Source organism: Microbacterium sp. SORGH_AS_0969 (assembly GCF_030818255.1).
GTDB lineage: Bacteria > Actinomycetota > Actinomycetes > Actinomycetales > Microbacteriaceae > Microbacterium.
Genome location: NZ_JAUTAG010000001.1, coordinates 2,712,099 through 2,735,890 on the forward strand (window position 1 = coordinate 2,712,099; position 23,792 = coordinate 2,735,890).

General features: G+C 69.5%; 21 protein-coding genes and 2 pseudogenes. 6 read left to right on the forward strand and 17 right to left on the reverse strand.

Annotated features, from left to right (window positions below; genetic code table 11):
- Nucleotides 1-20: 20 nt before the first annotated feature.
- The 6 genes and pseudogenes from QE388_RS12715 to QE388_RS12740 form a co-directional block, all read right to left on the reverse strand.
- Nucleotides 21-1,607, reverse strand: a complete 1,587-nt coding sequence (locus QE388_RS12715; protein WP_307385672.1) for a hypothetical protein — start codon at nt 1,605-1,607, stop codon at nt 21-23.
- Complete coding sequence (locus tag QE388_RS12720) at nt 1,589-2,332, reverse strand: ABC transporter ATP-binding protein (protein WP_058614160.1); 744 nt, start codon at nt 2,330-2,332, stop codon at nt 1,589-1,591. Before QE388_RS12720 ends, QE388_RS12715 begins: the two co-directional genes overlap by 19 nt.
- Nucleotides 2,333-2,470: 138 nt before the next feature.
- Nucleotides 2,471-3,763 carry an ABC transporter permease gene (locus QE388_RS12725; RefSeq protein ID WP_307385673.1) on the reverse strand — a complete coding sequence of 431 codons (1,293 nt, stop codon included), beginning with the start codon at nt 3,761-3,763 and terminating at the stop codon, nt 2,471-2,473.
- The gene (locus QE388_RS12730) at nt 3,763-4,572 is read right to left on the reverse strand and encodes an ABC transporter ATP-binding protein (protein WP_307385674.1); all 810 of its coding nucleotides are present in this window, start codon (nt 4,570-4,572) and stop codon (nt 3,763-3,765) included. The genes QE388_RS12725 and QE388_RS12730 overlap by 1 nt, the downstream gene beginning before the upstream one ends.
- Complete coding sequence (locus QE388_RS12735; protein ID WP_307385675.1) at nt 4,569-5,615, reverse strand: efflux RND transporter periplasmic adaptor subunit; 1,047 nt, start codon at nt 5,613-5,615, stop codon at nt 4,569-4,571. Before QE388_RS12735 ends, QE388_RS12730 begins: the two co-directional genes overlap by 4 nt.
- Nucleotides 5,616-5,784: 169 nt before the next feature.
- Nucleotides 5,785-7,273 (reverse strand): annotated as a pseudogene (locus tag QE388_RS12740) (amino acid permease).
- A gap of 159 nt (nt 7,274-7,432) precedes the next feature.
- Between QE388_RS12740 and QE388_RS12745 the strand changes: the two are divergent.
- The 3 genes from QE388_RS12745 (at nt 7,433) to QE388_RS12755 (ending at nt 8,967) form a co-directional block, all read left to right on the forward strand.
- Complete coding sequence (locus QE388_RS12745; RefSeq protein WP_058627514.1) at nt 7,433-7,780, forward strand: Lsr2 family protein; 348 nt, start codon at nt 7,433-7,435, stop codon at nt 7,778-7,780.
- A 2-nt stretch (nt 7,781-7,782) separates the two neighbouring features.
- Nucleotides 7,783-8,538 carry an acetolactate decarboxylase gene (gene budA / locus QE388_RS12750; protein ID WP_307385676.1) on the forward strand — a complete coding sequence of 252 codons (756 nt, stop codon included), beginning with the start codon at nt 7,783-7,785 and terminating at the stop codon, nt 8,536-8,538.
- Between the two features lie 90 nt (nt 8,539-8,628).
- Nucleotides 8,629-8,967 carry an Lsr2 family protein gene (locus QE388_RS12755; protein ID WP_058613441.1) on the forward strand — a complete coding sequence of 113 codons (339 nt, stop codon included), beginning with the start codon at nt 8,629-8,631 and terminating at the stop codon, nt 8,965-8,967.
- A 50-nt stretch (nt 8,968-9,017) separates the two neighbouring features.
- Here the strand turns inward: QE388_RS12755 and QE388_RS12760 are convergent, their stop codons facing one another.
- A complete protein-coding gene (locus QE388_RS12760; protein WP_307385677.1) occupies nt 9,018-10,091 on the reverse strand; it encodes a Glu/Leu/Phe/Val dehydrogenase family protein in 1,074 nt (357 codons plus the stop codon).
- Between the two features lie 235 nt (nt 10,092-10,326).
- Between QE388_RS12760 and QE388_RS12765 the strand changes: the two genes are divergently transcribed.
- On the forward strand, nt 10,327-10,803 hold the full coding sequence (locus tag QE388_RS12765; RefSeq protein ID WP_307385678.1) for a YbaK/EbsC family protein: 477 nt from the start codon (nt 10,327-10,329) through the stop codon (nt 10,801-10,803).
- 121 nt (nt 10,804-10,924) lie between these two features.
- On the opposite strand, the gene QE388_RS12770 is transcribed toward QE388_RS12765, so the two are convergent.
- Genes QE388_RS12770 through QE388_RS12785 form a run of 4 tightly spaced genes read right to left on the reverse strand, consistent with a single transcriptional unit; the run spans nt 10,925 to nt 16,153 of the window.
- A complete protein-coding gene (locus tag QE388_RS12770) occupies nt 10,925-12,871 on the reverse strand; it encodes a glycogen debranching N-terminal domain-containing protein (RefSeq protein WP_307385679.1) in 1,947 nt (648 codons plus the stop codon).
- Entirely contained in the window at nt 12,868-13,782 is a 915-nt protein-coding gene (locus QE388_RS12775) for a carbohydrate ABC transporter permease (RefSeq protein ID WP_307385680.1), read from the reverse strand. Before QE388_RS12775 ends, QE388_RS12770 begins: the two co-directional genes overlap by 4 nt.
- Nucleotides 13,779-14,912: a carbohydrate ABC transporter permease gene (locus tag QE388_RS12780; RefSeq protein WP_307385681.1), complete on the reverse strand. Its 1,134-nt coding sequence runs from the start codon at nt 14,910-14,912 to the stop codon at nt 13,779-13,781. Before QE388_RS12780 ends, QE388_RS12775 begins: the two co-directional genes overlap by 4 nt.
- Nucleotides 14,913-14,914: 2 nt before the next feature.
- Nucleotides 14,915-16,153, reverse strand: coding sequence for an extracellular solute-binding protein (locus QE388_RS12785; protein ID WP_307385682.1), 1,239 nt, complete (start codon nt 16,151-16,153; stop codon nt 14,915-14,917).
- A 188-nt stretch (nt 16,154-16,341) separates the two neighbouring features.
- Between QE388_RS12785 and QE388_RS12790 the strand changes: the two genes are divergently transcribed.
- Entirely contained in the window at nt 16,342-17,340 is a 999-nt protein-coding gene (locus QE388_RS12790; RefSeq protein WP_275799727.1) for a LacI family DNA-binding transcriptional regulator, read from the forward strand.
- 121 nt (nt 17,341-17,461) lie between these two features.
- Here QE388_RS12790 and QE388_RS12795 read toward each other — a convergent pair whose 3' ends face one another.
- A complete protein-coding gene (locus QE388_RS12795) occupies nt 17,462-18,235 on the reverse strand; it encodes an IclR family transcriptional regulator (RefSeq protein WP_307385683.1) in 774 nt (257 codons plus the stop codon).
- Nucleotides 18,236-18,296: 61 nt separating this feature from the next.
- Here QE388_RS12795 and hutH point away from each other — a divergent pair, with 61 nt between their 5' ends.
- The gene (hutH, locus tag QE388_RS12800) at nt 18,297-19,826 is read left to right on the forward strand and encodes a histidine ammonia-lyase (RefSeq protein WP_307385684.1); all 1,530 of its coding nucleotides are present in this window, start codon (nt 18,297-18,299) and stop codon (nt 19,824-19,826) included.
- Between the two features lie 319 nt (nt 19,827-20,145).
- Here the strand turns inward: hutH and QE388_RS12805 are convergent.
- The 5 genes and pseudogenes from QE388_RS12805 to QE388_RS12825 form a co-directional block, all read right to left on the reverse strand.
- Nucleotides 20,146-20,325: pseudogene (locus QE388_RS12805) on the reverse strand (histidine phosphatase family protein); the annotation flags it as partial.
- 147 nt (nt 20,326-20,472) lie between these two features.
- The gene (locus QE388_RS12810) at nt 20,473-21,609 is read right to left on the reverse strand and encodes an IS110 family transposase (RefSeq protein ID WP_307387135.1); all 1,137 of its coding nucleotides are present in this window, start codon (nt 21,607-21,609) and stop codon (nt 20,473-20,475) included.
- Nucleotides 21,495-22,772, reverse strand: a complete 1,278-nt coding sequence (locus QE388_RS12815) for an IS256 family transposase (RefSeq protein WP_373426637.1) — start codon at nt 22,770-22,772, stop codon at nt 21,495-21,497. Before QE388_RS12815 ends, QE388_RS12810 begins: the two co-directional genes overlap by 115 nt.
- A gap of 52 nt (nt 22,773-22,824) precedes the next feature.
- Nucleotides 22,825-23,139, reverse strand: a complete 315-nt coding sequence (locus QE388_RS12820; RefSeq protein ID WP_307385685.1) for a transposase — start codon at nt 23,137-23,139, stop codon at nt 22,825-22,827.
- A 274-nt stretch (nt 23,140-23,413) separates the two neighbouring features.
- Complete coding sequence (locus QE388_RS12825) at nt 23,414-23,764, reverse strand: gamma-glutamylcyclotransferase family protein (protein WP_307385686.1); 351 nt, start codon at nt 23,762-23,764, stop codon at nt 23,414-23,416.
- Nucleotides 23,765-23,792: the final 28 nt, after the last annotated feature.

A 23,792-nucleotide genomic window follows, 5' to 3' on the forward strand; every position in this document is an offset into this window, starting at 1 on the left:
GGCGAACGGCATCCGCCCCTCTACGCCCCCTGGAACGACCGCAACTGCGCGAGCAGGCCCGGCGCGTTGACATCGAAGCGCTTGCCGCCGAGCACGACGCCGGCCGCCAGCACCGCGACGCCGAGCACCGGCCCGACGACGAACCCGATCCACCCCGCGAGACTCGACCCGGCGAACGTGGCGATCATGGCGGGGATCACCGTCGGCAGCCCGATGACCGCGACGAGGGCCCAGCACAGGAAGAACGTCAGGAACATCGAGAACGACGAGCCCGGCACCCGCTTGAACGGCGAATCACCGGGCGCAGGGGTCGGGACGACGAGGAACGCCGAGCTCACCGCGCTGATGCCGAAGCCGATGAGCGTCAAGCCGAGCGAGGCGCCGAGCACCGGCGGCAGGAGATCCCACCGCCCCGAGATCGCGAGAGTGACGATGTCGGCGGCGACGACGAGCGGAACAGCGACGCTTGCGGTGCCCAGCGTGCGCCCGAGTCGATCCGCGCGGCCGCGGATCCCGGTCTGCATGACGGTCGCGAAAGCCGTGCCGTCGTACGAGATGTCGGAGTAGGGGAGCACCCCCGCGAAGAACCCGACCAGCAGGCCCGAGAGGGCGAAGAACGGTCCGCTGACGTCCCACTGCGAGTAGATGAGCACGAGGATCGGCGCGAACGGGATGAGCAGCAGCTGCCGGATGTAGCGCAGATCGCGGGTCCAGGACGTGAGCGAGCGGGCCCAGGTCGCGCCGACCGGGTTCGACGGCATGATGCCGAACCAGCCGAGCGAGCCGGTCTTGCGCTTCGTCGTCGACCGCGCGGGCGGGGCGATGACGGACGCCGACAGGTTGCGGAACCACAGCACCCACAGCACGGCCAGAGTCGCGACGGCGATCACGAACTTCAGGATCGCGGTCAGCCACGAGCCGGTCGCGAGGTCTCCCGGCACGGCCCAGGCGGCGCCGATCGGCGTCCAGGAGATCGCGCCCACGAGGGACTGCAGCTGCAGGCCCTGCGCGGTGGCGGACTGCACCGCGTTCAGGATGCCGATGAGGATCGGGCTCGCGAAGATCACCAGCGCGAAAGCGACGAGGCCGATCAGCTCCTTGGTGCGCCGTCCGCCGCCGATTCCGGATGCCAGCGCCGTCACGGCGCGCGAGGCGACGACGCAGATCAGCACGCCGATCGGGACGCACACGATCGCGGCGATCGCGGCGACCGGCTCATGCACCCACACGAGGAAGGTGAGCAGACTCGCGACGACGGTCGCGAGGCCACCGACGCCGGTGAGCCCGCCCGCGGTGATCGCGATCATCATCTGCGTGGTGGTCATCGGGAAGGGGGCGAGCTTCGCGGGATCCAGCGTCGTGTCGACGCCGGTCGCGAAGATCGGACCGACGACCCACCCGAGGATCAGCACGGCCCCCGCTCCCGTGACGGCCGCTCGGGCCGTGTCGAAGTCGAGCGTGCCGACGAAGAACAACCCGACCGCCGCGAACAGCAGCATCCAGAGCGCGCCGAGCACGCCGAAGATGAACCCGACCAACTGCATCGGGCTGCGCGCGAGGGTGTTGCCGAGGACGCGGAAACGGATCTTCAGGACTGTCGCAACCACTGCGGCCCCTCCGCGTGGTGGCGGCCGCCGACGAGCTCGACGAACCGGTCCTGAAGCGTCTTCCCGGCGCGCACCTCGTCGACGGTTCCGGATGCCAGCAGCCGGCCCTGAGCGATGACGGCGACGTGGTCGCACATGCGCTGCACGAGGTCCATCGAGTGACTCGAGACGATGACCGTGCCTCCCGAGGCGGTGTAGCCGCGGAGGATGTCCTCGATGTTGGCGGCCGACACGGGGTCCACCGACTCGAAGGGCTCGTCGAGCACCAGCAGGCGCGGTGCGTGCACGAGAGCGCAGGCGAGGGCCACCTTCTTGGTCATGCCCGCGGAGTAGTCGACGACGGGAGTACCGGCGGCCTCGGTCAGGTCCATGATGCGCAGGAGGTCGGCCGTGCGCGTGGCGACCTCGTCGCGCGTGAGGCCGAACATCATGCCCGTGTAGGTCACGAGCTGTTCGCCGGTGAGGCGGTCGAAGAGCCGCACCCCGTCGGCGAGGTTGCCGATCAGCTTCTTGGCTTCGACCGGCTGCGCCCACACGTCGACGCCGTGGATGTGAACCGTTCCGGCGTCGGGGCGCAGCAGTCCCGTCGCCATCGACAGCGTCGTCGTCTTCCCGGCGCCGTTCGGACCGACCAGGCCGTAGAACGACCCCGCGGGGACGCGGAGGTCGAGACCGGCGACGGCGACCTTCTCGCCGAACCGCTTCACGAGGCCCGTGATGTCCATCGCGGGGAGCGAATCGGTGGGCGTCGGGGGAGCGACCCCGTCGGGCAGGGCGGAGGGCGGCGGCACGGCGCTCGAGGAGTCGGTCACGTTCCGAACCTATCGGGCGCTCCGCCGCGCCGCGAGGCTCCGGCGCGGACGTCAGTAGCGGATCGCGTCGATCACCTTGACCCGCACCGCGACGAGGGCCGGCAGCAGGCCCGCCAACGCCCCCACCGCGGTGGCCGCGACGAGACCGACGATCGCGGCATCCACGGGGAAGGGCGGGAAGTCACTGACCATGCCCTGACCGACGAGGTCGCGCATCGCCGGTGACTGCACGATCAGGATCGCCGCCACCACGCCGAGGGCGCCCGCGACGACCGTGGCGACCACGCTCTCCATCATCACGGCGAAGAAGACCCGACCCGCCGTCGCTCCGAAGCTGCGTCGGATACCGATCTCGCGCACCCGCTGCTTGACCGTGACCAGGGCGATGTTGACCAGGCCCAGCGCGCCGAGCAGGAGGACGAGCACCGCGATCCCGATCACCACGAGCTTCGTCACCAGGAACGGGTCGTTGCCGTATTGCGCCCAGTCCTGCCGCGACACGTTCACCTCGGTGCCGTCGCCGAGGGCCGCCTGCAGGTCGCGCGTGACGGCCGCCGTGAGGGCATCCGCGAGCTCGGGCGGCACCCACATCTCGTACTGGCTCTGCGGTGCTCCGCCGCCGCCGTACGGGTCCGCGGCCGCGGCGGCCGACCCGCGTTCACCGGTGGCGGCCTTCTGCATCGCCTCCGCGTGCCGCGCGAGCATGATCATCGTCGGCTCGGTCTCCCACGTGCTGGCGGGAGTCACTCCGACGACCACCGCGAGCGTGCCTCCGGCGGGGATTCCGGATGCCGCGCCCGGGACGCCGTCGCCGCCGAGGGCCACCACGGGGTGGCTTTCGAGCGGTGGCCGGCCCATGCGGTCCCAGAAGACCTCGTTCACGATGATCCGCGGCGCGAGCTGTTGCTCGTCGGTCGGCGAGAACCACGAGCCCTCGGTGAGTTGGACGCGGTGCATCTCTCCGAAAGGCTGGTCGACGGCCTGCGTTCCGACCTGGACCGCGCCCGTCGCGAACGGGACCATCTGGACGGTGTTCTGCACACGCGACGCGTAGGAGATCTCATAGCGCTCGAGGACCTTGCTCCACGCGGCATCCATGTCCGCCGGGTCGATCGCCCCGTCCAGACGGAACGCCGAGACGTAGAGGGTGGCGGGCCTGCCGCCCTGACGTTCGCTGAGCTCCTGGTTCGCCTGCTGCACGATCGCGCCGAGGGCGACCACCGTGGTCAGCGAGCACACGGCCACGGCGACGCCGATGAGCGAAAGGAGCACGCGCGTGCGGTGCACGCGTACCTCCTGCCAGGCCTCGAGCAGAGCGCCGACGAAGCCGGTGAGCCCGCGCATCAGACGTCCTTCCGATCATCGGCGAACAGGTCGAGCATGTCGGCGTCGTCCTCCGCCGCCTCACCGCTCGGCTCGACCGGCGCCATCTCGCGGATCTCGCGGCGCGTGAGCGGCTCGAAGGCGGGATCATCGACGGGCGTCAGGATGCCGCGATCCAGGCGGAAGTGCCGGCGCGCGCGCCGAGCGATCATCGGGTCGTGCGTGATGACGACCTGCGCCGCGCCGGTGCGCTCGGCGACGTCGTCGATCAGCTCCATGACGCTCTGGCCGGTGTCGAGGTCGAGGGCACCCGTGGGCTCGTCGGCGAGGATCAGGCGCGGCCCGCGTACGAGGGAACGGGCGATCGCGACGCGCTGCTGCTCTCCGCCGGACAGGCGGTCGGGCATGCTGTTCAGCCGGTGCCCGAGACCGACCAGCTCGAGCATCTCGGCCGCGATCCGTTTGCGCTGCCAGAACGTCCGTCCCGACGAGTAGAGCAACGGCATCGTGACGTTCTCGAGTGCCGTGCGTCCCGCGAGGAGGTTGAACTGCTGGAAGACGAAGCCGATCGACGCGCCGCGCAGTCGATCGCGTCGGGCGCTCGAGTAGCTCTTCACCGGGCGGTCGTCGAAGCTGATCACGCCGCTGGTCGGAAGGTCGAGCAGACCGAGCAGGTTCAGCAGAGTGGACTTCCCCGAGCCGGAACGGCCGACGATCGACACGTGGTCGCCCGGCTCGATGGTGAGGTTCACCCCGGAGAGGATCGTGAGGGCGGGTTGATCCGGGGGGATGACCGTGCGGGTGACGTCTTCGAGTCGGAGGAGGCTCACGACGCCGGTACCGACTCGCAGAACATCGTGCCGTCGGGGTACGTGGTGCAGTTGTCTCCCGCACCCGATCCCGCCATCGCCCCGGGAGCGAACTCGAGCACCTCTTCGCCCTCGGTCAATCCCTGCGTGATCTCGACCTGGGTCCCGTCCGTCAGGCCGAGGGCGACGGGGCGCTCCTCGGTCGCGCCGTCGGCCGTCGACACCCAGACCGTGCCGCTCTGGGCGGCGCCCCGGACGGCGGTGGTCGGGACGACGAGCACGTTCTCGGCCTTGCCGCCGGCGATGGTCATCTCGGCGGCGAGGCCCGCGAACACGGTGACCTCGCTCGGGACGGCGCACGTCACGGTCGTGCCGGAGCCGCCCGCCGAGGAGGAAGTGCCGCTACCGCCCGTCGACTCCCCGTCACCGGAGCTTCCCGCGAGAGGCGTGACCAGGCGCAGGTTCGTGCACGTGAAGGGTGCGGGTCCGCCGGTGATGGCGACGGATGCCTCGGTCGGACGGTTGAGGAGGCGGTACTGCTGCGCCGCTTCGAGCGTGCCCGTCACCGAGAAGCTCGGGGGCGCGACGTTCCCCGCCGCCATCCCGACGGTGACCTCCTGGCCCTCGATGACGGCGAGCGAGCTGAGCGTGCCGCCTGCCGGGGCGGTGACGTCTTCGTAACGGAAAATCGCGGGCTTGGGCTTGCCCTCGGCATCCACGCTGTCGGCCGGATCTCGTTCGATCGTGACTTTGACGTTGAAGATCACGTCGCCCTGGTTCACACCCGACCCCTGGGTGATGAAGATCTTGTTCACCACGCCGCCGGCGGTGGACTTCACCGGCACGGCCGGGTCGGCGGCCACGGTTGCGGCGACGACGACATCGTTCGTGATGGTCCCCAGGGTGGCCGCGACGCGCGGCTCGACGATCGCGCCCGTGGGTTCCGCCGGAAAGGTGTCCGCTGGTCGGTCAGGGAAGAACGCCAGTTTGATCAGAGCGGCCGCGACGAGCGCGACCAGAAGCAGACGCAGAATCGGAAAGACCCACGTGCGTGCGATCCCCATGAAACCCCCCGGAGTGGTGATCGTCGGTGACAGACGCTTCTCACCCTAGGGGGAAGGACATATCGCGCACGTATCGCGGATAGCTCTTCGTGATGGGGCCCGCAGACACCGACGGATGCCAGGGCTCCGGCGGAGTCGCATCCGCCGGGGCCCTGGCATCCGGAATCGATCAGTCCTTCGGCCGCGCGATGACCTGAGGCGTCACGTCCTGCATGCCGACGCGCGCGTGCCGGCGCGAGTACGCGAAGTAGATCGCGAACCCGATCGCCACGCCAGATGAGGAAGCGCAACCACGTCTCGACCGACAGGTTGAGCATCAGGTAGGTGCAGATCGCCGCCGACAGGATCGGAAGCACCGGGCTCAGGGGGACGCGGAATCCGCGCTTGAGATCGGGCCGCGTCCGGCGCAGCACCACCACGCCGATCGAGACGAGCACGAAGGCCGAGAGGGTGCCGATGTTGACCATCTCTTCGAGGATGCCGACCGGCGTGAGGCCGGCCACGATCGCCACCACCGCGGTGACGATGATCGAGATGACCCACGGGGTGCGGAAGCGGGGGTGGACCTTCGCCAGAGCGCCCGGCAGCAGTCGGTCGCGCGACATGGCGAAGATGATGCGCGTGGCGCCGATGAGCAGCGTGAGCACAACGGTGGTGAGGCCCGCGACGGCGCCCGCCGCGATGACGGTGGCCATCCAGGTCTGGCCGTGGAAGGCGAAGGCCTCGGCCAGCGCGGCCTTCGGGTTGAGCTGGTCGTAGGGGACCATTCCCGTCACGACGATGGCGACCGCGCAGTACAGGATCGTGCAGATGACGAGCGAGGCGATGATGCCGATCGGCAGGTCGCGCTGCGGCTTCTTCGTCTCTTCGGCGGTCGTCGCGACCACGTCGAAGCCGATGTAGGCGAAGAAGACCAGCGCCGCACCCGCGAGGATGCCGCCGACGCCGAACGTCGCCGGTTGCAATCCGGAGAGGAATTGCAGCAGAGGCTGCGTCAGGCCCGAGGTCGACTCGGTGGGGACGGATGCCGGGATGAACGGGTCGTAGTTCGCCGGGGCGATGAACATGATGCCCGCGATGATGACGAACAGCACGATGAACAACTTCACCGCGACGAGGACGAGATTCACCCGTAGCGATTCCTTGATGCCGATCGTCATCAGGCCACCCAAGACGAGCACCAGGAGAATGGCCGGGATGTCGACGACGCCTCCCGAGCTGATGGCCGCGGGCAGGGCGACGCCGAGCTGCTGCAGGAAAGCCGAGAGGTAGGCGCTCCACCCCTGCGCGACGACGCTCGCGCCGAGGAACATCTCGAGGATGAGGTCCCACCCGATGATCCAGGCGAAGAGCTCGCCCAGCGAGGCGTACGAGAACGTGTAGGCCGAGCCCGAGACGGGCACCGTGGACGCGAACTCGGCGTAGCACATCGCCGCGAGGCCGCAGGCGATCGCCGCGATGACGAAGCTGATCACGACGGCGGGACCGGCGACGTCGTGGGCCGCGCGCCCGGTGAGGGTGAAGATACCGGCGCCGATGACCACGCCGACGCCGAAGACGGTCAAGTCGACGGCGCTGAGGGACTTCTTCAGCCGGAACTCCGGCGCGTCGGTGTCGGCGATCGACTGCTCGACCGACTTCGTGCGGAATAGGCTCACGCGCAACTCTCCTAACGGGCGCTCTCCGTGCGGACGCCACGGGGGAGGATAGCGCTTCTCGTCGCTCGTGCCTATCGCCCCCTGAACGCGCGCGAGAGGGTGTATCACATTCTCGAATGTCGCTGTCAATTGCGTAAAAGGTGTAGCGTTTTATGCATCATGGCAATCAAGCACATCACTCACCTTGTTGACGATCTCGACGGCTCCGTCCTCGAAGAGGGAGAAGGAAAGCAGATCACCTTCTCCGTTGAAGGCCGTGCCTACGAAATCGACTTGTCGAACCGCAATGCGGATAAGTTCTACAACGCCATCGCTCCTTTCGTCGATGCCGCGCGCTCGGTGTCGCGGACGACGACCACGTCGCGTCGCCCTCGTGCCGCACGCCGCGACAACGACCTGGATCTCGGCGCGGTGCGCGAGTGGGCGCGGGCGAACGGGCACACGGTGAGCGATCGCGGTCGCGTTCCCGCCGCGGTGCTCGAAGCGTATTCGGCCGCTCAGTCCTGATCGTGGCGGGGGACATTCGCCCCGCAGCAGTGATCGACCCGGGTGTCGTCACGCAATTCGCCGCTCTCGACGCCCTTCTGGGTGGGTTGTATTCCACCGGTATCACCGTGGACGACGCGCGCGCCCTCGGTGATACCGGCATCGGATGCTGTGAGCGATTCGGCGGCGAAGTCATCGTGCTCGATGGTGAATTCTTCGCGTGCACCACGGACGGGCCTCCCCGTCGAATGAGTGACGACGAGACCATGCCGTTCCTCGACATGTGCTCTTTCGGGGAACCGCTCTCCCGCACCGTCCGCGACCTCGACGGACCGGCTCTGGCGGCGGAGATCGACGGCGTCCTCGTCAGTCGGAACCTGTTCCACGCGATCCGCCTGGACGGCGTCGTGGCGCGGGTTCGCACGCGCCTCACGCCGCGCGAACAACCGCCGTTCCGACGTCTCGCCGAGGTCACCGCGGAGCAGATCGAGACGGTATCCCACGACGTGCGCGGAACGGTCGTGGGGTTCTGGATGCCGGGCCTCTATCAGGGCATCACCGTCGCGGGTCTTCACCTGCATTTCCTCAGCGAGGACCGTGCGCTCGGCGGCCACGTTCTGGAGATCTCCGTCCGTGAGGCGGTTCTGCGGGTATCCGCGTATGCGCGATTCGCGCTTCACCTGCCCACCGACCCCGAATTCCTCTCGAACGAACTCACGCACGATGAGGATCGCCGGATCGGTGCGATTGAGGGCGGTGCTTCTCGCTCTGAGGGGTGAGGAACGGTGTTCCGATCGGCGGGTTAGTCGAGGGGTGAATTACCATTCTTTCGCCCCGTGACGCCATATCGCCGGTCTTATGATCGCGGCATGGCCAAGAAGCACATCACGCAGTTGATCGACGATCTCGACGGTTCCGTCCTCGAAAGCGGATCGACGATCACATTCTCTCTCGAGGGTCGCGCCTACGAGATCGATCTCTCCGAAAAGAATGCCGCGAAGCTGCGGGAGGCATTCGAACCGTTCACGACGGCGGCGCGCTCGATCGGCTCATCGAACCATGCCGCACATCGCGCGTCGCGCGGCCGTGTTCCTTCTTCTCGAGACCTCGCGGATGTGCGTGCCTGGGCGGAGAAGAACGGGCACTCGATCAATCCGCGCGGTCGCATTTCCTCCGCTGTTCTCTCGGCGTACGACGCCGCACACTGACCGAAAAGAATCCGGATGCCGCGAGAGCGCGGCATCCGGATTCTTCGTGTTCAGACCAGAGCGTCCGAACGGGCGCCTTCGCGCAGGCGCTCCGCGGCGACGCCCTCGGCGGCCGCAAGCGGCGTGACCCCGCGCGACTCGGCTTCATCGAAGATCCGGCGAAGCGTGTCGCCGATACCCGCCACGCGCGCCATGATCTCGTCGCGGGTTCCGCGCTGCTTGGCCTCGAGGTCGAGGTAGATGACCCCGCCGGCGTTCACGACGAAGTCGGGCGCGTACAGGATGCCGCGCTGCGCCAGCCGGTCGGCCCCGGATCGGTCCGCGAGCGGGTTGTTGGCGGGTCCGCAGACCGCGCGGGCGTCCAGCGCGTCGATGACCTCGTCGGTCAGCACGCCGCCGATCCCGGCGGGGACGAAGACGTCCGCGGCGACCAGGTGCGCCTCGTGCGGCTCGACCCACGCTGCCCCGAGCTCAGCGGCGAGCGCGCGCTTGGCGGGATTCACGTCGGTGACCGTGAGCACGGCGCCCTCGGAGGCAAGTCGGGCGGCGAGTCGGCTGCCGACCTGGCCGAGTCCGGCCACAGTGATGCGGCGCCCGGCGACGTCGCGGACGCCCGCACTCCGCTCGAGGGTGGCGATGAGCGAGGCGTACACGCCGAGGCTCGTCGGCCCGGCGGGCTCACCGGAACCGCCGCCCGCCTCGGGCAGGCCCACGACGTGGGAGGTCCGCTCGCTCACCACGAGCATGTCGTCGGTGGTCGAGCCGACGTCTTCGGCGGTGCGGTACAGGCCGCCGAGGCTTTCGACGGCGTCACCGAGATCGAGGAACGCGGCGCGGCGTCGGTCGGGGTCGAGCACCGTGCCCGGCGGCAGACCGATCACCGACTTCCCGCCCCCGGCATCGAGGCCCGCGGAGGCGTTCTTGAGCGTCATCGCCGCCGAGAGGCGGAGAGCGTCGCCGAGAGCGTCGCTCCAGGTGGGATAGGTCCACAGGCGGGCACCGCCGAGAGCGGAGCCCAGCACCGATGAGTGCAGGGCGACGGCGATGAAGAGGCCGCTGCGGCTTCCCGTCACCACCTCCACGCGCTCGTGGGAGAAATCGGGCAGGGGCAGGGCGTGGGTCATCGCGATCCTTGTCGTCGGCCACCTTGTGGGTGGCGCTTTCCGGGTGCCGCGGCTTTGCGGCATCCGTCCTCCATTCTGACTCGCGCGTGCTCCGGGCGCGAGGGCGGCGCGCCTGTCGGTGTGCCGTCAGGCGGAGATGGCGGGCGACACGCCGTTTCGGAGGCGCCGCGGCGGGCGTGTCGGGGGAGAACTCCGCCGCACGGACCGCGGCGCGCGTGGCTCTAGGCTGTCGGGCATGACCGACGCCCTCCCCACTCGCAGCCGTCTCGTCGCCGCTTCGGTGGAGTCCGCGGGCATCGCGGGCAAGATCATCGTCCTTCCGGATGCCGCATCCACGGCGGCCCTGGCCGCTGCGGCCCTCGACGTCGAAGCGGGCGCGATCGCGAACAGCCTCGTGTTCTGGAGCGACGACGAGCCCCTCCTCGTGATGACCAGCGGAGCGCACCGGGTCGATACGAAAGGCCTCGCCGAGCGTCTGGGGCGCGGGGCGATCCGCCGAGCGACGCCCGAACAGGTTCTCGCGGCGACGGGTCAGCCGATCGGCGGTGTCGCCCCGACGGGGCACCCCGCTCCGCTCACCACGATCGTCGACGAGGCGCTGGCCGCCTTCCCCGAGATCTGGGCGGCCGGCGGCACTCCGCACACGGTGTTCCCGCTGACGTTCGACGAGCTCGTGCGATTGACGGGCGGAACGGTCGCGAAGGTCGACTGAGCCCGGCCCCGGGTTTGGGGCGCGTTTTTCCGTTTGGGGCGTGGAATGTCGCGCCCCAAACGGAATCGCGCGCCCCGAACCGAGCCGTGCCCCGGACCAGAGGGGCGGAGGCGGCGCGGGGTCAGGCGCGGGGCGCGAGCGCGGTCAGGCAGACCACCGCGGCGGCGGCCGACCAGGCCTGGGGGCGGCAGGCCGCGGGGTAGGGGGTCGGCACCGACGAGTGGCTCCGCGGGTCGCCCGCGTGCAGCTCGGGAACCCGGTAGGCGAAGCCCTCCGCGGCATTCAGCAGCCCTTCGACCACCGCGCGGGCGTCGTCGCTGAGCCCGGCCCGCAGCATCCCATGGGCGGCGATCGCGGTGTCGTGCACCCATACACCGCCGCCGTGGTACGACAGCGGCCAGTAGCCGGCGGCATTCGTCGACATGGTCCGGATGCCGTACCCCGTCGACATGCTCTCGCCGAGCAGCAGCGCGGCGACGTGCTCTTCCTCTTCGGGCTCGAGGATGCCGGTGCCGATCAGGTGGCCGATGTTGCTGGTGAGCGTGTCCACCGGACGCTTCGCGCGGTCGAGGGCGACAGCCGGGTAGCGCCCCTCGGGGGTCTCGACCCAGTACGCCTCGGCGAAGCGCGCCTTAAGGTCAGCGGCCCAGGATCGCCAGAACGCCGCGTCGGCGGCATCCGGTCCTTCCCCGAACTCCTCGAGGAGCGCAGCGCCGTCGAGAGCGGCCTCGTACGCATAGGCCTGCACCTCGCACAGGGCGATGGGTCCCTCGGCGAGGCGACCGTCGCGCCACTGGATCGAGTCACCGGAGTCTTTCCACCCCTGGTTCGACAGGCCGGTGCCGAGGCGATCGATGTAGTCGAGGAAGCCGTCGCCGTCGCTGTCGCCGTGGTCGCGGATCCAGCCGAGCGCGGCGCGCAGCGCCGGCAGCAGTTCGCGCACCTCGGCTTCGGGCATGCCCGCACGCCACGCGTCGCCGAGCAGGCAGATCCACAGCGGTGTCGAGTCGACGCTCCCGTAGTACTTCGGGGGCAGCACGATGCCCTCACCGGGCATCTCGAGCGCGGACGCCCGCAGCTCGTGCAGAATCTTGCCGGGCTCCTGCGCCGTCTGCGCGTCGTCGTCGGTGCCCTGCAGGCGCGCGAGCACGCGGAGAGTGGATGCCGCGATCTCGCGGTCGAGTGGGAGGGCGAGGCGCGCGGCCCAGATCGAATCGCGGCCGAACAGGGTGAAGAACCACGGGGCGCCGGCGGCGAAGAACTCGTCGTCGGGGTGCTCGGGCAGCACGAGGCGGAGGGCGTCGAGATCGTCGAGGGCGGTGCGCACCCAGCGGCCGAGGCGAGGATCGGGCGAGCTCGCCGCGACCGCCGCCGCGTCCCACAGGGCGGGCGTGGTCGCCGCACCCACGACGAGGGTGTCGTCGCGGAGGGTGATCGTCCACGCCACCTCGGCGGTGCCGAACGCGGGAAGGTCCACGTGCCAGCGCGCCTCGACCCCCTCGGGACCGGATGCCACGCGGCCCCCCGGAGCGACGAGCTCGAGGCCCTGCGCGCCGGCGTCGATCGTGGCGCGGTCTCCGTCGATGTCGACGACCGCGGTGCGGGCGTGCGCGTGCCCGGACTTGACCTCGTGCAGCTGGGCGAACTCGGGCGAGAGCGCGAGGTGCAGTGCCGTCGAGATCGGCCGGTCGACGCGCGAATGCAGGGTCCAGGTCTCGCTCAGCCGTCCGTCGGCGACGCGGCGGTCGCGGAGCAGACGCACCTTGGGGTCGGGGGTCGTGTCGTCGAGCCCGCGGAGCAGACCGCCGAGGACGAGACGCGAGGCGCCGTCGGGGGCGGCCGAGATCCATTCGACGGGGGAGTCGTCGCACGTCAGCGAGAGCGAGCGGACGTGCCGCACGTCGCCGTGGTAGACCCCGTGCACGGGGGCGGCACCCATGTCACCCATGGTGTCGGACCACACCTGGGTGGGGGCTCGCAGCACGATCACCGCGTCGTCGAGCAGCGGTTGCAGGGGAGTGGTCTCGGTGGTCGTCCCGGCCGGTGAGGTGGTGGGGGCGGCGGTCATTCTTTGACGGCTCCTTCGCTGGCGTTCATGATGCGGCGCTGGAAGATGAAGAACACCACGGCGACGGGGATCGTCATGATGGCGGCGGCCGCGAGCTTGAGGGGGAATTGGCTGCCCTGACTGAGCTGGCCGCTCGCGAGCGAGGCGACGCCCTTGGTCAGGGTGGTGAGTTCGGGGGACTGGGTGGAGATGACGAAGTGGCTGAGCTCGTTCCAGGAGCCCTGGAACGACAGGATCACGATCGTGATCAGAGCGGGTCGTGCCATCGGCAGCACGACCGACCAGAAGATGCGGAACGTGCCGGCCCCGTCGATGCGCGCCTGCTCCTCGACGGACGGCGGGATCGACTCGAAGAAGTTCTTCATGATGAAGACACCGGCGGCATCCACGAGGAGCGGGAGGATCATGCCGGCGTACGAGTCGTAGATGCCGAGCTGGTTGATGACGAGGAACTTCGGGATCAGCAGCACGACGGTCGGGACCGCCATGACGGCGACGAGCCCCGCGAACACGAGACCGCGTCCGCGGAACTGCAGACGGGCGAGCGCGTAGCCGGCGAGCGAGTTGAAGAACACCCGACCCGTGGTGACGAACACGGTCACCACGACGGAGTTGCCGAACCACACGGGGAAGTCGGAGTTCAGGAACAGCCGTTCGTAGGCCGCCCACGTGAAGGGCTGCGGCGTCAGCGAGATCGGATCGGCCGCGGCCGCGGCATCCGTCTTGAACGACGTCGCGACCTGGACGAGGAACGGACAGATGTAGATGAGGGCGAGGACGATGAGCAACGCGTAGAGGCCGACCTGCCAGCCCAGGGCCCTGCGCGACAGGCGGTGCTTCGCGGGGCGCGGCGGGCCGTCGAGGCGCTGCTCGGCGAGCACCGTCGTCTGCGGGGTTGCGGTGGCGGTCATCGCCGGGCTCCCTTGGCCGTTGCGGGGGCTTTCCGGGCGGCCGCCCGCACCTCGTACCGCCGGATACGCCGGCGAGACACCGGGCGGTCGCGCAGCACGAACCGCTGGAGGATCGTCAGCGCGACGATGATCACGAAGAGCACGAAGGCGATCGCCGCGCCCTGCCCCCACTGCTGCGACAGGAACGCCGAGGAGTAGCTGAGGTAGGCGGGGGTCAGCGTCGTCTTGCCGGGACCGCCCTGCGTGCCGGTGTAGATCTGGTCGAACACCTGCCAGGTGCCGATGAGGCCCAGGGTGAGCACGGTGAACAGCACGGGCTTGAGTTGAGGGAGCGTCACCCGCCAGAAGCGCTGCCACCCGTTCGCTCCGTCCATCATCGCCGCTTCCTGCACGTCGCCGCCGATGTTCTGCAGGCCCGCGATGAACAGCAGCATGAAGGTTCCCGAGGTCGTGAACACGGCCATGAGGATGAAGGCCGACATCGCCACCGAGGGGCCGGCGAGCCAGTCCCACCAGGAGACGCCGAGCAGCGTGTTGTCGGTGAGGAAGGCCGGGCCGCTCGTGACGCCCACGGCGCCGAGCAGGTTGTGCACGACTCCCGAGGGGTCGCTGAACCAGTTCGGCCCGTTGATGCCGAGCCACGACAGGACCTCGTTGATGGCTCCGGACGACGAGAAGAGGAACAGCCAGAGCACGGTGATCGCGACGGAGCTCGTCACCGAGGGGAAGTAGAAAGCGGTGCGGAAGAAGCCGCGACCGCGCAGGATCGCGCGGTTGACCAGCACGGCGAGGAAGAGCGAGAGCGCCGTCTGCAGCGGAACGACCAGGAGGACGTACCAGGCGTTGTTGCGCAGTGCCGTTCCGAAGTCGCGTTCGGCCAGGCCGCCCCCGGTGGTGACGGCGGCGTAGTTGTCGAGACCGACGAAGCCCACGTTCGACGAGAAGGGGCTGCCGCGCCCGGTCCAGTCCGAGAAGCTCACCCACAGGGCCATGACGACCGGCACCAGCAGGAAGACTCCGAGGATGATCAGCACAGGGGCGGTGAAGAGCCAGCCGGCGGCGGCCTCGCCGCGCCGGATCCCCGGGGAGGGAGATCCGGCGCGACGCGGCGCTGAGGTGAGAGCACTCATGGCTACTTGGTGATGGCCTCGAGGTTGGACTGCGCCGTCTTCAGCAGCGCCTGCGGGTCGCCGGTCCTCAGAGACTCGAGCTGCGCGTTGAAGTCGGTGATGACGTCGGCGGCTCCGGCCATGTTCGGCGGGAACTGCGCGTACTCGGCGCCCGCGAGGAAGGCGGTCTGGTCGGGGTTGGCGCTCGACCACGCGTCGGCCGCCGACTGGATCGACGGCATCGGGCCGAAGGCCTTCGAGAACGCGAGCTGCTGGTCGGTACTCGTCAGGTACTGGACGAGGTCGCGCGCCTGCTCCTGGTTGCCGCTGTCGGCGGCGAGCCCCCAGCAGTTGGTGAACTGCAGCGTGCCCTTGCCGCCGGGGCCGGCGGGGAGCTCGGCGACCTTGTACTTCACGTCGGGGTAGTCGGCCTTCATGGCACCGGTGATCCAGTTGCCCTCGATGACCATCGCCGCCTTCTGCGTACCGAGGGCTTCGCCGCCCCAACCGGCTCCCACGTCGGAGGCGAAGGCGAAGCTGCCGTCGTTCAGGTGGGTCTTCACGTAGGTCAGCGCCTCGACGTTCGCGGAACTGTCGGCCGTGGCCTTGCCGTCGGTGACGAGGCCACCGCCCGCCTGCGCCATGAACGCGCCCACGCGCTGGTACTCGGCGCCGAAGGCCAGGCCGACGCGCCCGTCCGCGGTGAGCTTCTGGGCGACGGATGCCAACTGGTCCCAGGTCGTGGGGATGTCGGCATCCGTGAGCCCGGCGGCCGACCACAGGTCGGTGTTGATGATGAGCGCCAGGGTCGAGAAGTCCTTGGGGGCGCAGGAGAAGCTGCCGTCGATGGTGAAGTTGTCGACGAGCGAGGGGTAGAAGTCGCTCTTGTTCTCGAGGTCGTCGCCGTACGCCGCGATCGATCCGTTCGCGGCGTAGCCGGCGAGGGCCTCGGGCGCGAGGTAGAAGAGGTCCGGCGGGGAGCCGGCCGCGAAGCCCTGCGAGAGCTGCTGGGGGAGGTCGTTGGCGGTCTGGACCTCGGCCTGGACGCCGGACTTCTCGCTCCACGCCGCGACGGCGTCGGTGACGGCCTTGGTCTCGGCATCGCCGGAGGAGCCGATGAGGATGCTGAGCTTTCCGCTTCCGGAGGCCTGCCCTTCACCGGGGGTGTCGTTGAAGCCCGAGCCGCAGGCGGTGAGCGTGAGCGCTCCGGTGGCGAGCAGGGCGCCCGCGGTGAGCCAGAGGCGGGCTGGATGCCGTGTCATGTGTCTCTCTCCTTCGATGAGGCATGCGACCCCTCCGCATGTGGTCGGAGGGTCAAAGTTTGAACGTTCAAACTTTGATGCGACCACCGTACGAAAGGCCGGTCGCGCCTGTCAAGTGGTTGTCGTGCGCCTTAGGCTGACGGTCTGGTGGCGCGCGCCGCCGGCGTCGACGAGCGAGGGGGGACTGCGTGGCGAAAGCGCCCACCGTCGACGATGTCGCCCGTGTCGCCGGCGTCTCGCGGCAGACGGTGTCGAACGTCGTGAACACGCCCGACATCGTGAAGGAAGCGACGCGCCTGCGCGTGGAGGCGGCCATCGCCGAGCTGGGATACCGACCCCACGCCGCCGCGCGGCGCCTGCGGACCCGCCGTAGCTCGACCATCGGCATCCATCTCGATCCCTATGCGGGCGGGATCTCGGGTGTCGTCCTCGACCGATTCGTGCACGCCCTCACGGAGCGCGCCGGCGACCGCGACATGCGCGTGCTCCTGTACGCGGCGCGCACGCCCGAGGAGGAGATCGCGCGGCTCGGCGATCTGCTCGAAGGGGGAGAGGTGGATGCCGTCGTCGTCACCGGTACCTTCCACGGCGACCCCCGAACCGGCTGGCTGACCGCGCGCAACCTTCCGTTCGTCTCGTTCGGGCGCCCGTGGGGCGAGGACGACGTCGAGGCCCCGGCGCACCTGTGGGTCGACGTCGACGGTGCCGCGGGTACCAAAGCCGCGACGGCGCACGCCCTCGCGCGCGGCGGCGGTCGCGTGGCTTTCCTCGGCTGGCCCGCGGGGTCGGGAACGGGGGACGAGCGCGAACGCGGCTGGCGCGAGACGGTGGCCGACGGACCACGGTGGGTCGTCGAAGAGAACGTCGGGGCCGCACGCGATGTCGTGGCCGCGGGCCTCGCCGCCGACCCCGGCGTGACCGGCATCGTCTGCGCGAGCGACTCCCTCGCGATCGGCGCCCACCTCGCGGTCACGCTCGCGGGACGCGACGACGTCACGATCGTCGGCTTCGACAACACCCCCGCGGCCGAGGCGCTCGGACTCTCGAGCGTCGAGCAGTTGCCCGAGCGCGTGGCATCCGGGGCCCTCGATCTGCTCATGGGTGAGAACGGGACGGTGGTCGCCCCGCGCGCCGCCGTCGCGGGCGGTGCCCACGTGCTGGTGGAACCGCGTCTGGTGGTGCGCTGACGGGAGCCCGCTCCTTCCCGCGGGTCGGGCCGGGTGGTTTGGGGCGGGATCTTCCGTTTGAGGCGCGGAATATCGCGCCCCGAGCGAAATTACGCGCCCCAAACCTGCGCTGCGCCAGGGCTCAGGCGTGCCGGCCGATACGGCGGGCGAGCTCGGCGGCGGTTCCGGATGCCGCTGAGGCCAGCGCCTCGGCATCGTGGGCGGGTCCGTCGGCGGGCCACGTGATCGCCACCGCCGCGGCCGGCCACCCGGCGTGGTCGAGCACCGCGGCGGCGACGGACCGGAATCCGGGCGTGATCTCGCCGTTCTCGCTCGCGTAGCCGTCGGCTCGCACGAGTCGGAGCACCTCGCGCAGTTCACGCGGGGTCGCGGGGCCTGTGCCGTGACGCTGGGTGAGGGCCGTGGCATCCGGGAACAACGCCCGCACCTGCTCGCGGGGGAGCGCCGCGAGCATCGCGCGGCCCGTCGCGGTGAGGTGTGCGGGCAGTCGTACGCCCACGTCGGTGACGAGCGTGGGGCGGCGCGGAGCGCGCTCCTCGACGATGTACAGCACGTCGCGTCCGGCCAGCACGGCGAGGTGCGCACTCTCGCCCACCCGATCGGAGAGCGCGGCGAGCAGGGGCCGACCCAGCCGTGCGAGCGGCTGCTGTCGGGCGTAACCACCGCCGAGTTCGAACGCCGCGGTGCCCAGCCCCCAGCGGCGGTCGCCGGGCAGGTGAACCACGTATCCGTGCTGCTCGAGCGTCGCGAGCAGGTGATAGGTGCTCGAGCGGGGGATCCCGAGTGACGCCGCGATTGTCTGCGCGGCGATCGGCCCGGGCTGGCGCGCGAGCAGCGAGAGGATCCGCAGCGTCTGATCGGCGGCGGGCACCTGCGGTCGCGTGAGGTCTGGCATGACAGACACAGGATGCCAGATCCCCGCCGATCCGCGTTCTCGCAGGCGATGGAATCGGCGTATGCACTCCATCGTCACCGTCGGTTCCGTCCCCCTCGCCCCCGCCGATGTCGTCGCCGTCGCCCGGCACGACGCCCGGGTGACGGTCGATGCGGAGGCGATGCGGCGCGTCGCGCAGACCCGCGCGCTGATCGAGGGGCTCGCGGACGACCCGCAGCCGCACTACGGCATCTCCACGGGATTCGGCGCGCTGGCCACGACCTTCATCGCGGAGGACCGGCGCGCCCAGCTGCAGGCGAGCCTCATCCGCTCGCACGCCGCCGGCACCGGCTCCGAGGTCGAGCGCGAGGTCGTGCGCGCCCTCATGCTGCTGCGGCTGCAGACGCTCGCGACCGGACGTACGGGTGTGCGCCCTGTCGTCGTCGAGACCTACGCCGCGCTTCTGAACGCGGGCATCACCCCGATCGTCCGAGAGTACGGATCGCTCGGGTGCTCGGGTGACCTCGCCCCGCTCTCGCACGTGGCACTCGCCGTGATGGGCGAGGGGGACGTGCGCGACGCGGACGGGCGGTCGATGACCGCGGGCGAAGCGCTCGCCGCCGCGGGGATCGAGCCGGTGCTCCTTCGCGAGAAAGAGGGCCTGGCCCTCATCAACGGAACCGACGGAATGCTCGGGATGCTGCTCCTCGCCGCGCACGATCTCGAAACCCTTCTCACCACCGCCGACGTCGCGGCGGCGATCTCCGTCGAGTCGCAGTTGGGGACGGATGCCGTCTTCGCGGCGGATCTCATGGCGCTGCGGCCTCAGCTCGGTCAGGCAGCCTCGGCGGCCAACCTTCAGGCGTTCCTGGCCGGCTCTGCCATCGTCGCCAGCCACCGCGGCCCGGAGTGCACGCGTGTCCAAGACGCATACTCGTTGCGCTGCGCGCCCCAGGTGCACGGCGCGGCGCGCGACACGCTCGCTCACGCGACGGCCGTGGCCGACCGCGAGCTCGCATCGGCGGTCGACAACCCCGTGGTGACGGTGGACGGACGCGTCGAGTCGAACGGCAACTTCCACGGAGCGCCGGTCGCCTACGTGCTGGATTTCCTCGCGATCGCGGTGGCGGATGTGGCATCCATGTCGGAGCGACGCACCGACCGGGCGCTCGACGTCGCTCGCAGCAACGGGCTGCCGCCGTTCCTCGCCGACGAGGTCGGCGTCGATAGCGGCCTCATGATCGCGCAGTACGCCGCCGCCGGGATCGTGTCGGAGCTCAAGCGCCTCGCCGCGCCCGCGTCCGTGGACTCGATCCCCTCGAGTGCGATGCAGGAGGACCACGTCTCGATGGGGTGGGCCGCCGCGCGCAAGCTCCGCCGGGCGCTGGACGGCCTCGCCCGCGTGCTCGCGATCGAGGTGATGACCGGATGCCGTGCTCTCGACCTGCGCGCGCCGCTGCAGCCCGCGGCGGCCACCGGTGCCGTGCGAGACCTCGTGCGGACCCGCGTCGAGGGGCCGGGCACCGATCGTTTCGTCTCGCCCGAGATCGAGGCGGTGACCGAGTTGGTCGCCTCCGGTGATATCGCGCGGGTGGCGATCGCGGCGGTCTGACCGGGGCGGGTGGGCGGGGTGGCCGCCGCCGAGTTACGGCGTCAGTACGTCGAACTCGTCGGGGGGCCGTGGCATCCACGTCGTCCCACGTTCCGTCGTGCCACGTGAAGATGGCCACGGCGCACGTGACCATCCGAACGTCGCGGTCGGCCAATCGCGAGACGAGTGCGCTCATCCCGGGGTCGTGCGCGACGACCATCACCTCGTTCGCACCGGCCTCGCGTGCGGCCGCGAGGAGCCGCGCGGGGTCGGCGAGGTACAGGTCGTCGCGGAGCGTGACCTCGACCTCGAACTCGGCGGCGAAGGCCTCGGCGGTGGTCGCCGCGCGGAGAGCGGTGCTCGACAGCAGCACCTCGGGGCGCACACCCCGGCGGCTCACCGCTCGCGCGACCTGGGGAGCGTCGCGACGACCGCGCTCGTTGAGCGGACGGTCGTGGTCGGCAAGGCCCTCGTCGGCCCAGTCGGACTTCGCGTGCCGCGCCAGCACCAGTTGGATCATCGTTCCTCCGCGTCACGCCGGTGTCGCGGGTTCGAGGAGCCGCCCGCGTTCCACCGAGACAACGATATCGTCGGCCTCCGACATCGGCCGGGGGCTGGCGCTGTCGGGGTGTGGCGTGCTGCGGCCCCCTGATGCTCCTATGGGTTGTCAAGTGGTGAGGAGCCATTGGCGGTAGGTGTGGGTGAAGTCGTCGTCGCGGCGTTTGCCGCGTTCGATGGTGGAGATTTTCATGGGCCATACGCCGAAGTGGTGTGCGGCGGTTTCGATGCTGATGCCGCGGGCTTGTCGGAGGGGGCGGAGGTCGTCGATTCGGGGGACATCGACGTTGCTGGTGAGGAGGGTGAAGATCTCACGGGCGATGGCGCGTTTGAGGCATCGGAGGGCTTCCTTGGTGGTCTTGCCGTCGCCGCGTTTCTTGGCGACGTAATCGCGGGTGCGAGGTTCGTAAGACATCCGGGACAGGGCGATGTGGTGCAGGGCGGCGTTCGCGTGTCGGTCGCCGCCGCGGTTGAGGCGGTGACGGGTGGTTTTGCCGCTGGATGCAGGGATGGGGCTGACGCCGCAGAGGGCGGCGAACGCGGCTTCACTGCGCAGACGCTCGGGATTGTCGCCCGCGGTGACGAGCAATTGACCGGCGGTGACCGGGCCGATGCCTTTGGTGGCGGCCAGGGCGGGGTTGGTGGCGGTAACGAGCTGTTCCAGCGTCTGGTCGAGGTCCGCGATCTCTCCGGTGAGGTACTGGTGGCGGCGGGCGAGGGACCGCAACGCGCGCAGGGTCGCGTCGGTGGTGGTGTCCTCGCTGCTGCGGGTGCGGGACAGGGCGCTGATCAAGGCTGTGTCTGTCAGGGTGCGGTATTTCGCGCGGACAGGGGTGGGGGCGGTGACCAGGAGTGTTTTGATCTGGACCTGCGCGGCGGTGCGGGCCTTGACCGCGCTGCGACGGGCGACCAGCAACTGCCGGATCGCTTCGACCTGCCCGTCCGCGACCTTCGGAACCGGGAGATCGGGTTCGGCCAACGCTGCCCTGGCTGCGGCGTAGGCGTCGATCGGGTCAGACTTGCCTCTGATCCGACGCAGCTGCCGGTTCGGGCGGATCACCTCCGCGACATGGATGTGGTGGGCTCGCGAGCCTGTCAAGTTGTGTGTGTAAGTGGGTGGTGTCTCGGGGGTTAGAGGTAGCGGTGGATGCGTTCGGGGTAGACGAGGGAGAGTTGTTCGAGGGCTTTCATCCAGTTCGTGACGACTTGCCCCTCGACGAGGCGTCCTTGGGCTTTCCGCTTGGATCCGCGGGGTAGCCCTCGTTCGCTGGCGCGGTCGCGGGCTCGTTTGTCCTCGATGTCGCAGATCGCGAGCCAGAGCAGCTTCACGGCTGCTTGGTCGTTGGGGAAGTGGCCGCGGTTTTTGATGATCTTCCGAAGCTGGAAGTTCAACGACTCGATCGCGTTCGTCGTGTAGATCACCCGCCGAAGCTCCGGCGGGAACGCCAGAAACGGTATGAACCTCTCCCAGGCGTCCTCGAACACCTGCGCCGACCGCGGGTTCGCCTGCCCCAGCTCGGAGGCCTTAAACGTATCGAGCGCCGCCAGAGCCGCGTCCGCGGTGGGGGCCTGGTAGATCGGCTTGAGCGCTGCGGCGACGGCCTTGCGTTGCCCGTAGGCGACGAAGCGCATCGCGTTGCGGATGAGGTGAACGACACAGGTTTGGACCATCGATTCCGGCCAGGTCGCCTCGATCGCTTCGGGGAACCCGGTCAGCCCGTCAACGCAGACGATGAGGACATCGCGGACACCACGGTTGGCGAGTTCGGCGCAGACGGACGCCCAGAACTTCGCGCCCTCGGCGTGTTGGACCCAGATCCCGAGGACGTGCTTGATGCCGTCCATGTCGACGCCGACAGCGATATGGGCGGCCTTGTTGCGGACGTGGCCGCCGTCACGGACCTTGATCACCAGGGCATCGAGGTAGATGACGGGGTAGAACGCCTCCAGCGGCCGTGACTGCCAGGCCAGGACCTCGTCGGCGATCTCCTCGGTGATGTTGGAGATTGTCTCGTGGCTGAGGTCGACGCCGAGGGTTGCGACAAGGTGATGCTCGATGTCGCGGACGGTCATCCCGCCGGCGTAGAGCGAGACGATCATCTCGTCCAACTGCGACAACCGTCGCGACCCGGTCGGGACCAGCCGCGGCGTGAACGTGCCGTTGCGGTCCCGGGGGATCCGCAACTCGACCTCGCCCGCCGTGGTCCCCACCGTCTTCGGAAACGACCCATTCCGGGAGTTCGGATGCAGCGCCGCTTCGGGGTCGCCCTTCTCATAACCGACGTGCTCGGTCAGCTCCGCCTGCAGCCCCCGCTCGAGACCGGTCTTGATCAGCTGCTGAATGAAGCCGCCGTCGCCATCGAGCTGAACCTCGCCGGCGTCGATCTTCGCGAACAAGTCATCCAGCATCCCGGACTCGATCAGACGCTGAGCACCCTCAGCCTGGGCCTTACGCCGCTCTTCACGCGACGCCTTGTCGATAGCCAACAGTGTGTTTCCTTTCGTAAGGAGACCCACCCCTTACACACACCATTTGACACGCTCGGGCTCGCAGAGCACGGGCAAGCCCCGCCCCGTAGGACCCGGTGCCTTCCACCCCCACGCGCAGGAGCGTCCCGAACGAGACGAGGAAACCGATCAGCGCGACGTATCCGGCCTCGGTGGTCGGGAACTGCCGGTCCGCGAGTTGCCGACCGGCCGTGTCAACGACGGCCGCGTGGTGGGTGTCCGCGTGCGTGTCGACACCCCCAACGACTTCGAGGGTCACGTTTGTCATGATGGTCTTGCCTTCCTTAGCGGGATCGCGAAGACCGGTCAGGCGGGCAGACAAGACGTTGAGGGGGCCTCTGGCCAGGCTCCTATGAGGTCATGCCTGCCTGGCCAGTCCTCTGAAGAACACCTCGCCCGAGCCGACCGATCATTACAAAGACACAAAGTCAGTCGGTGGCTGAGTCAGACCCGAACGAAGCACTATCAGTCTCAACGTCGGCGGCGCGCGGACCCGAGCGCCGGGATCCGACGCCTCGACGCCAGATCTCAGACGCCGAGATTCAGGCGCCGACGTAGACCCACGCCTCCCGGCCGCTGACCAGGATCACCGAGATACGCCGGTAGAGCGAGACCTCGTACTCGTCCGCCGCGTCGAGCTCGTCCGGCGTGAGCTCGAGCACCCGTCCGAAAACGCGATCTCGCGGATCACCCGTGTGGCGCAGGATCGGGTGCGAGTCCAGCCCCGACAGCTGAGCGACCCGTTCGTCGTCGATGTCGACCCATTCGAGGCGGTAGCCCGGCAGGGCGTCTTCGTCGCTCGGCACGCGGCGACCGAACGTGTCGAGCTGAACGTCGGGCAGCAGCAGCGTGCCGTACGAGAAGAGGAACTCCCGACCCGAATCGTCGCTCACGCGCTCAGGCTATCGACCCCCGCGTTCG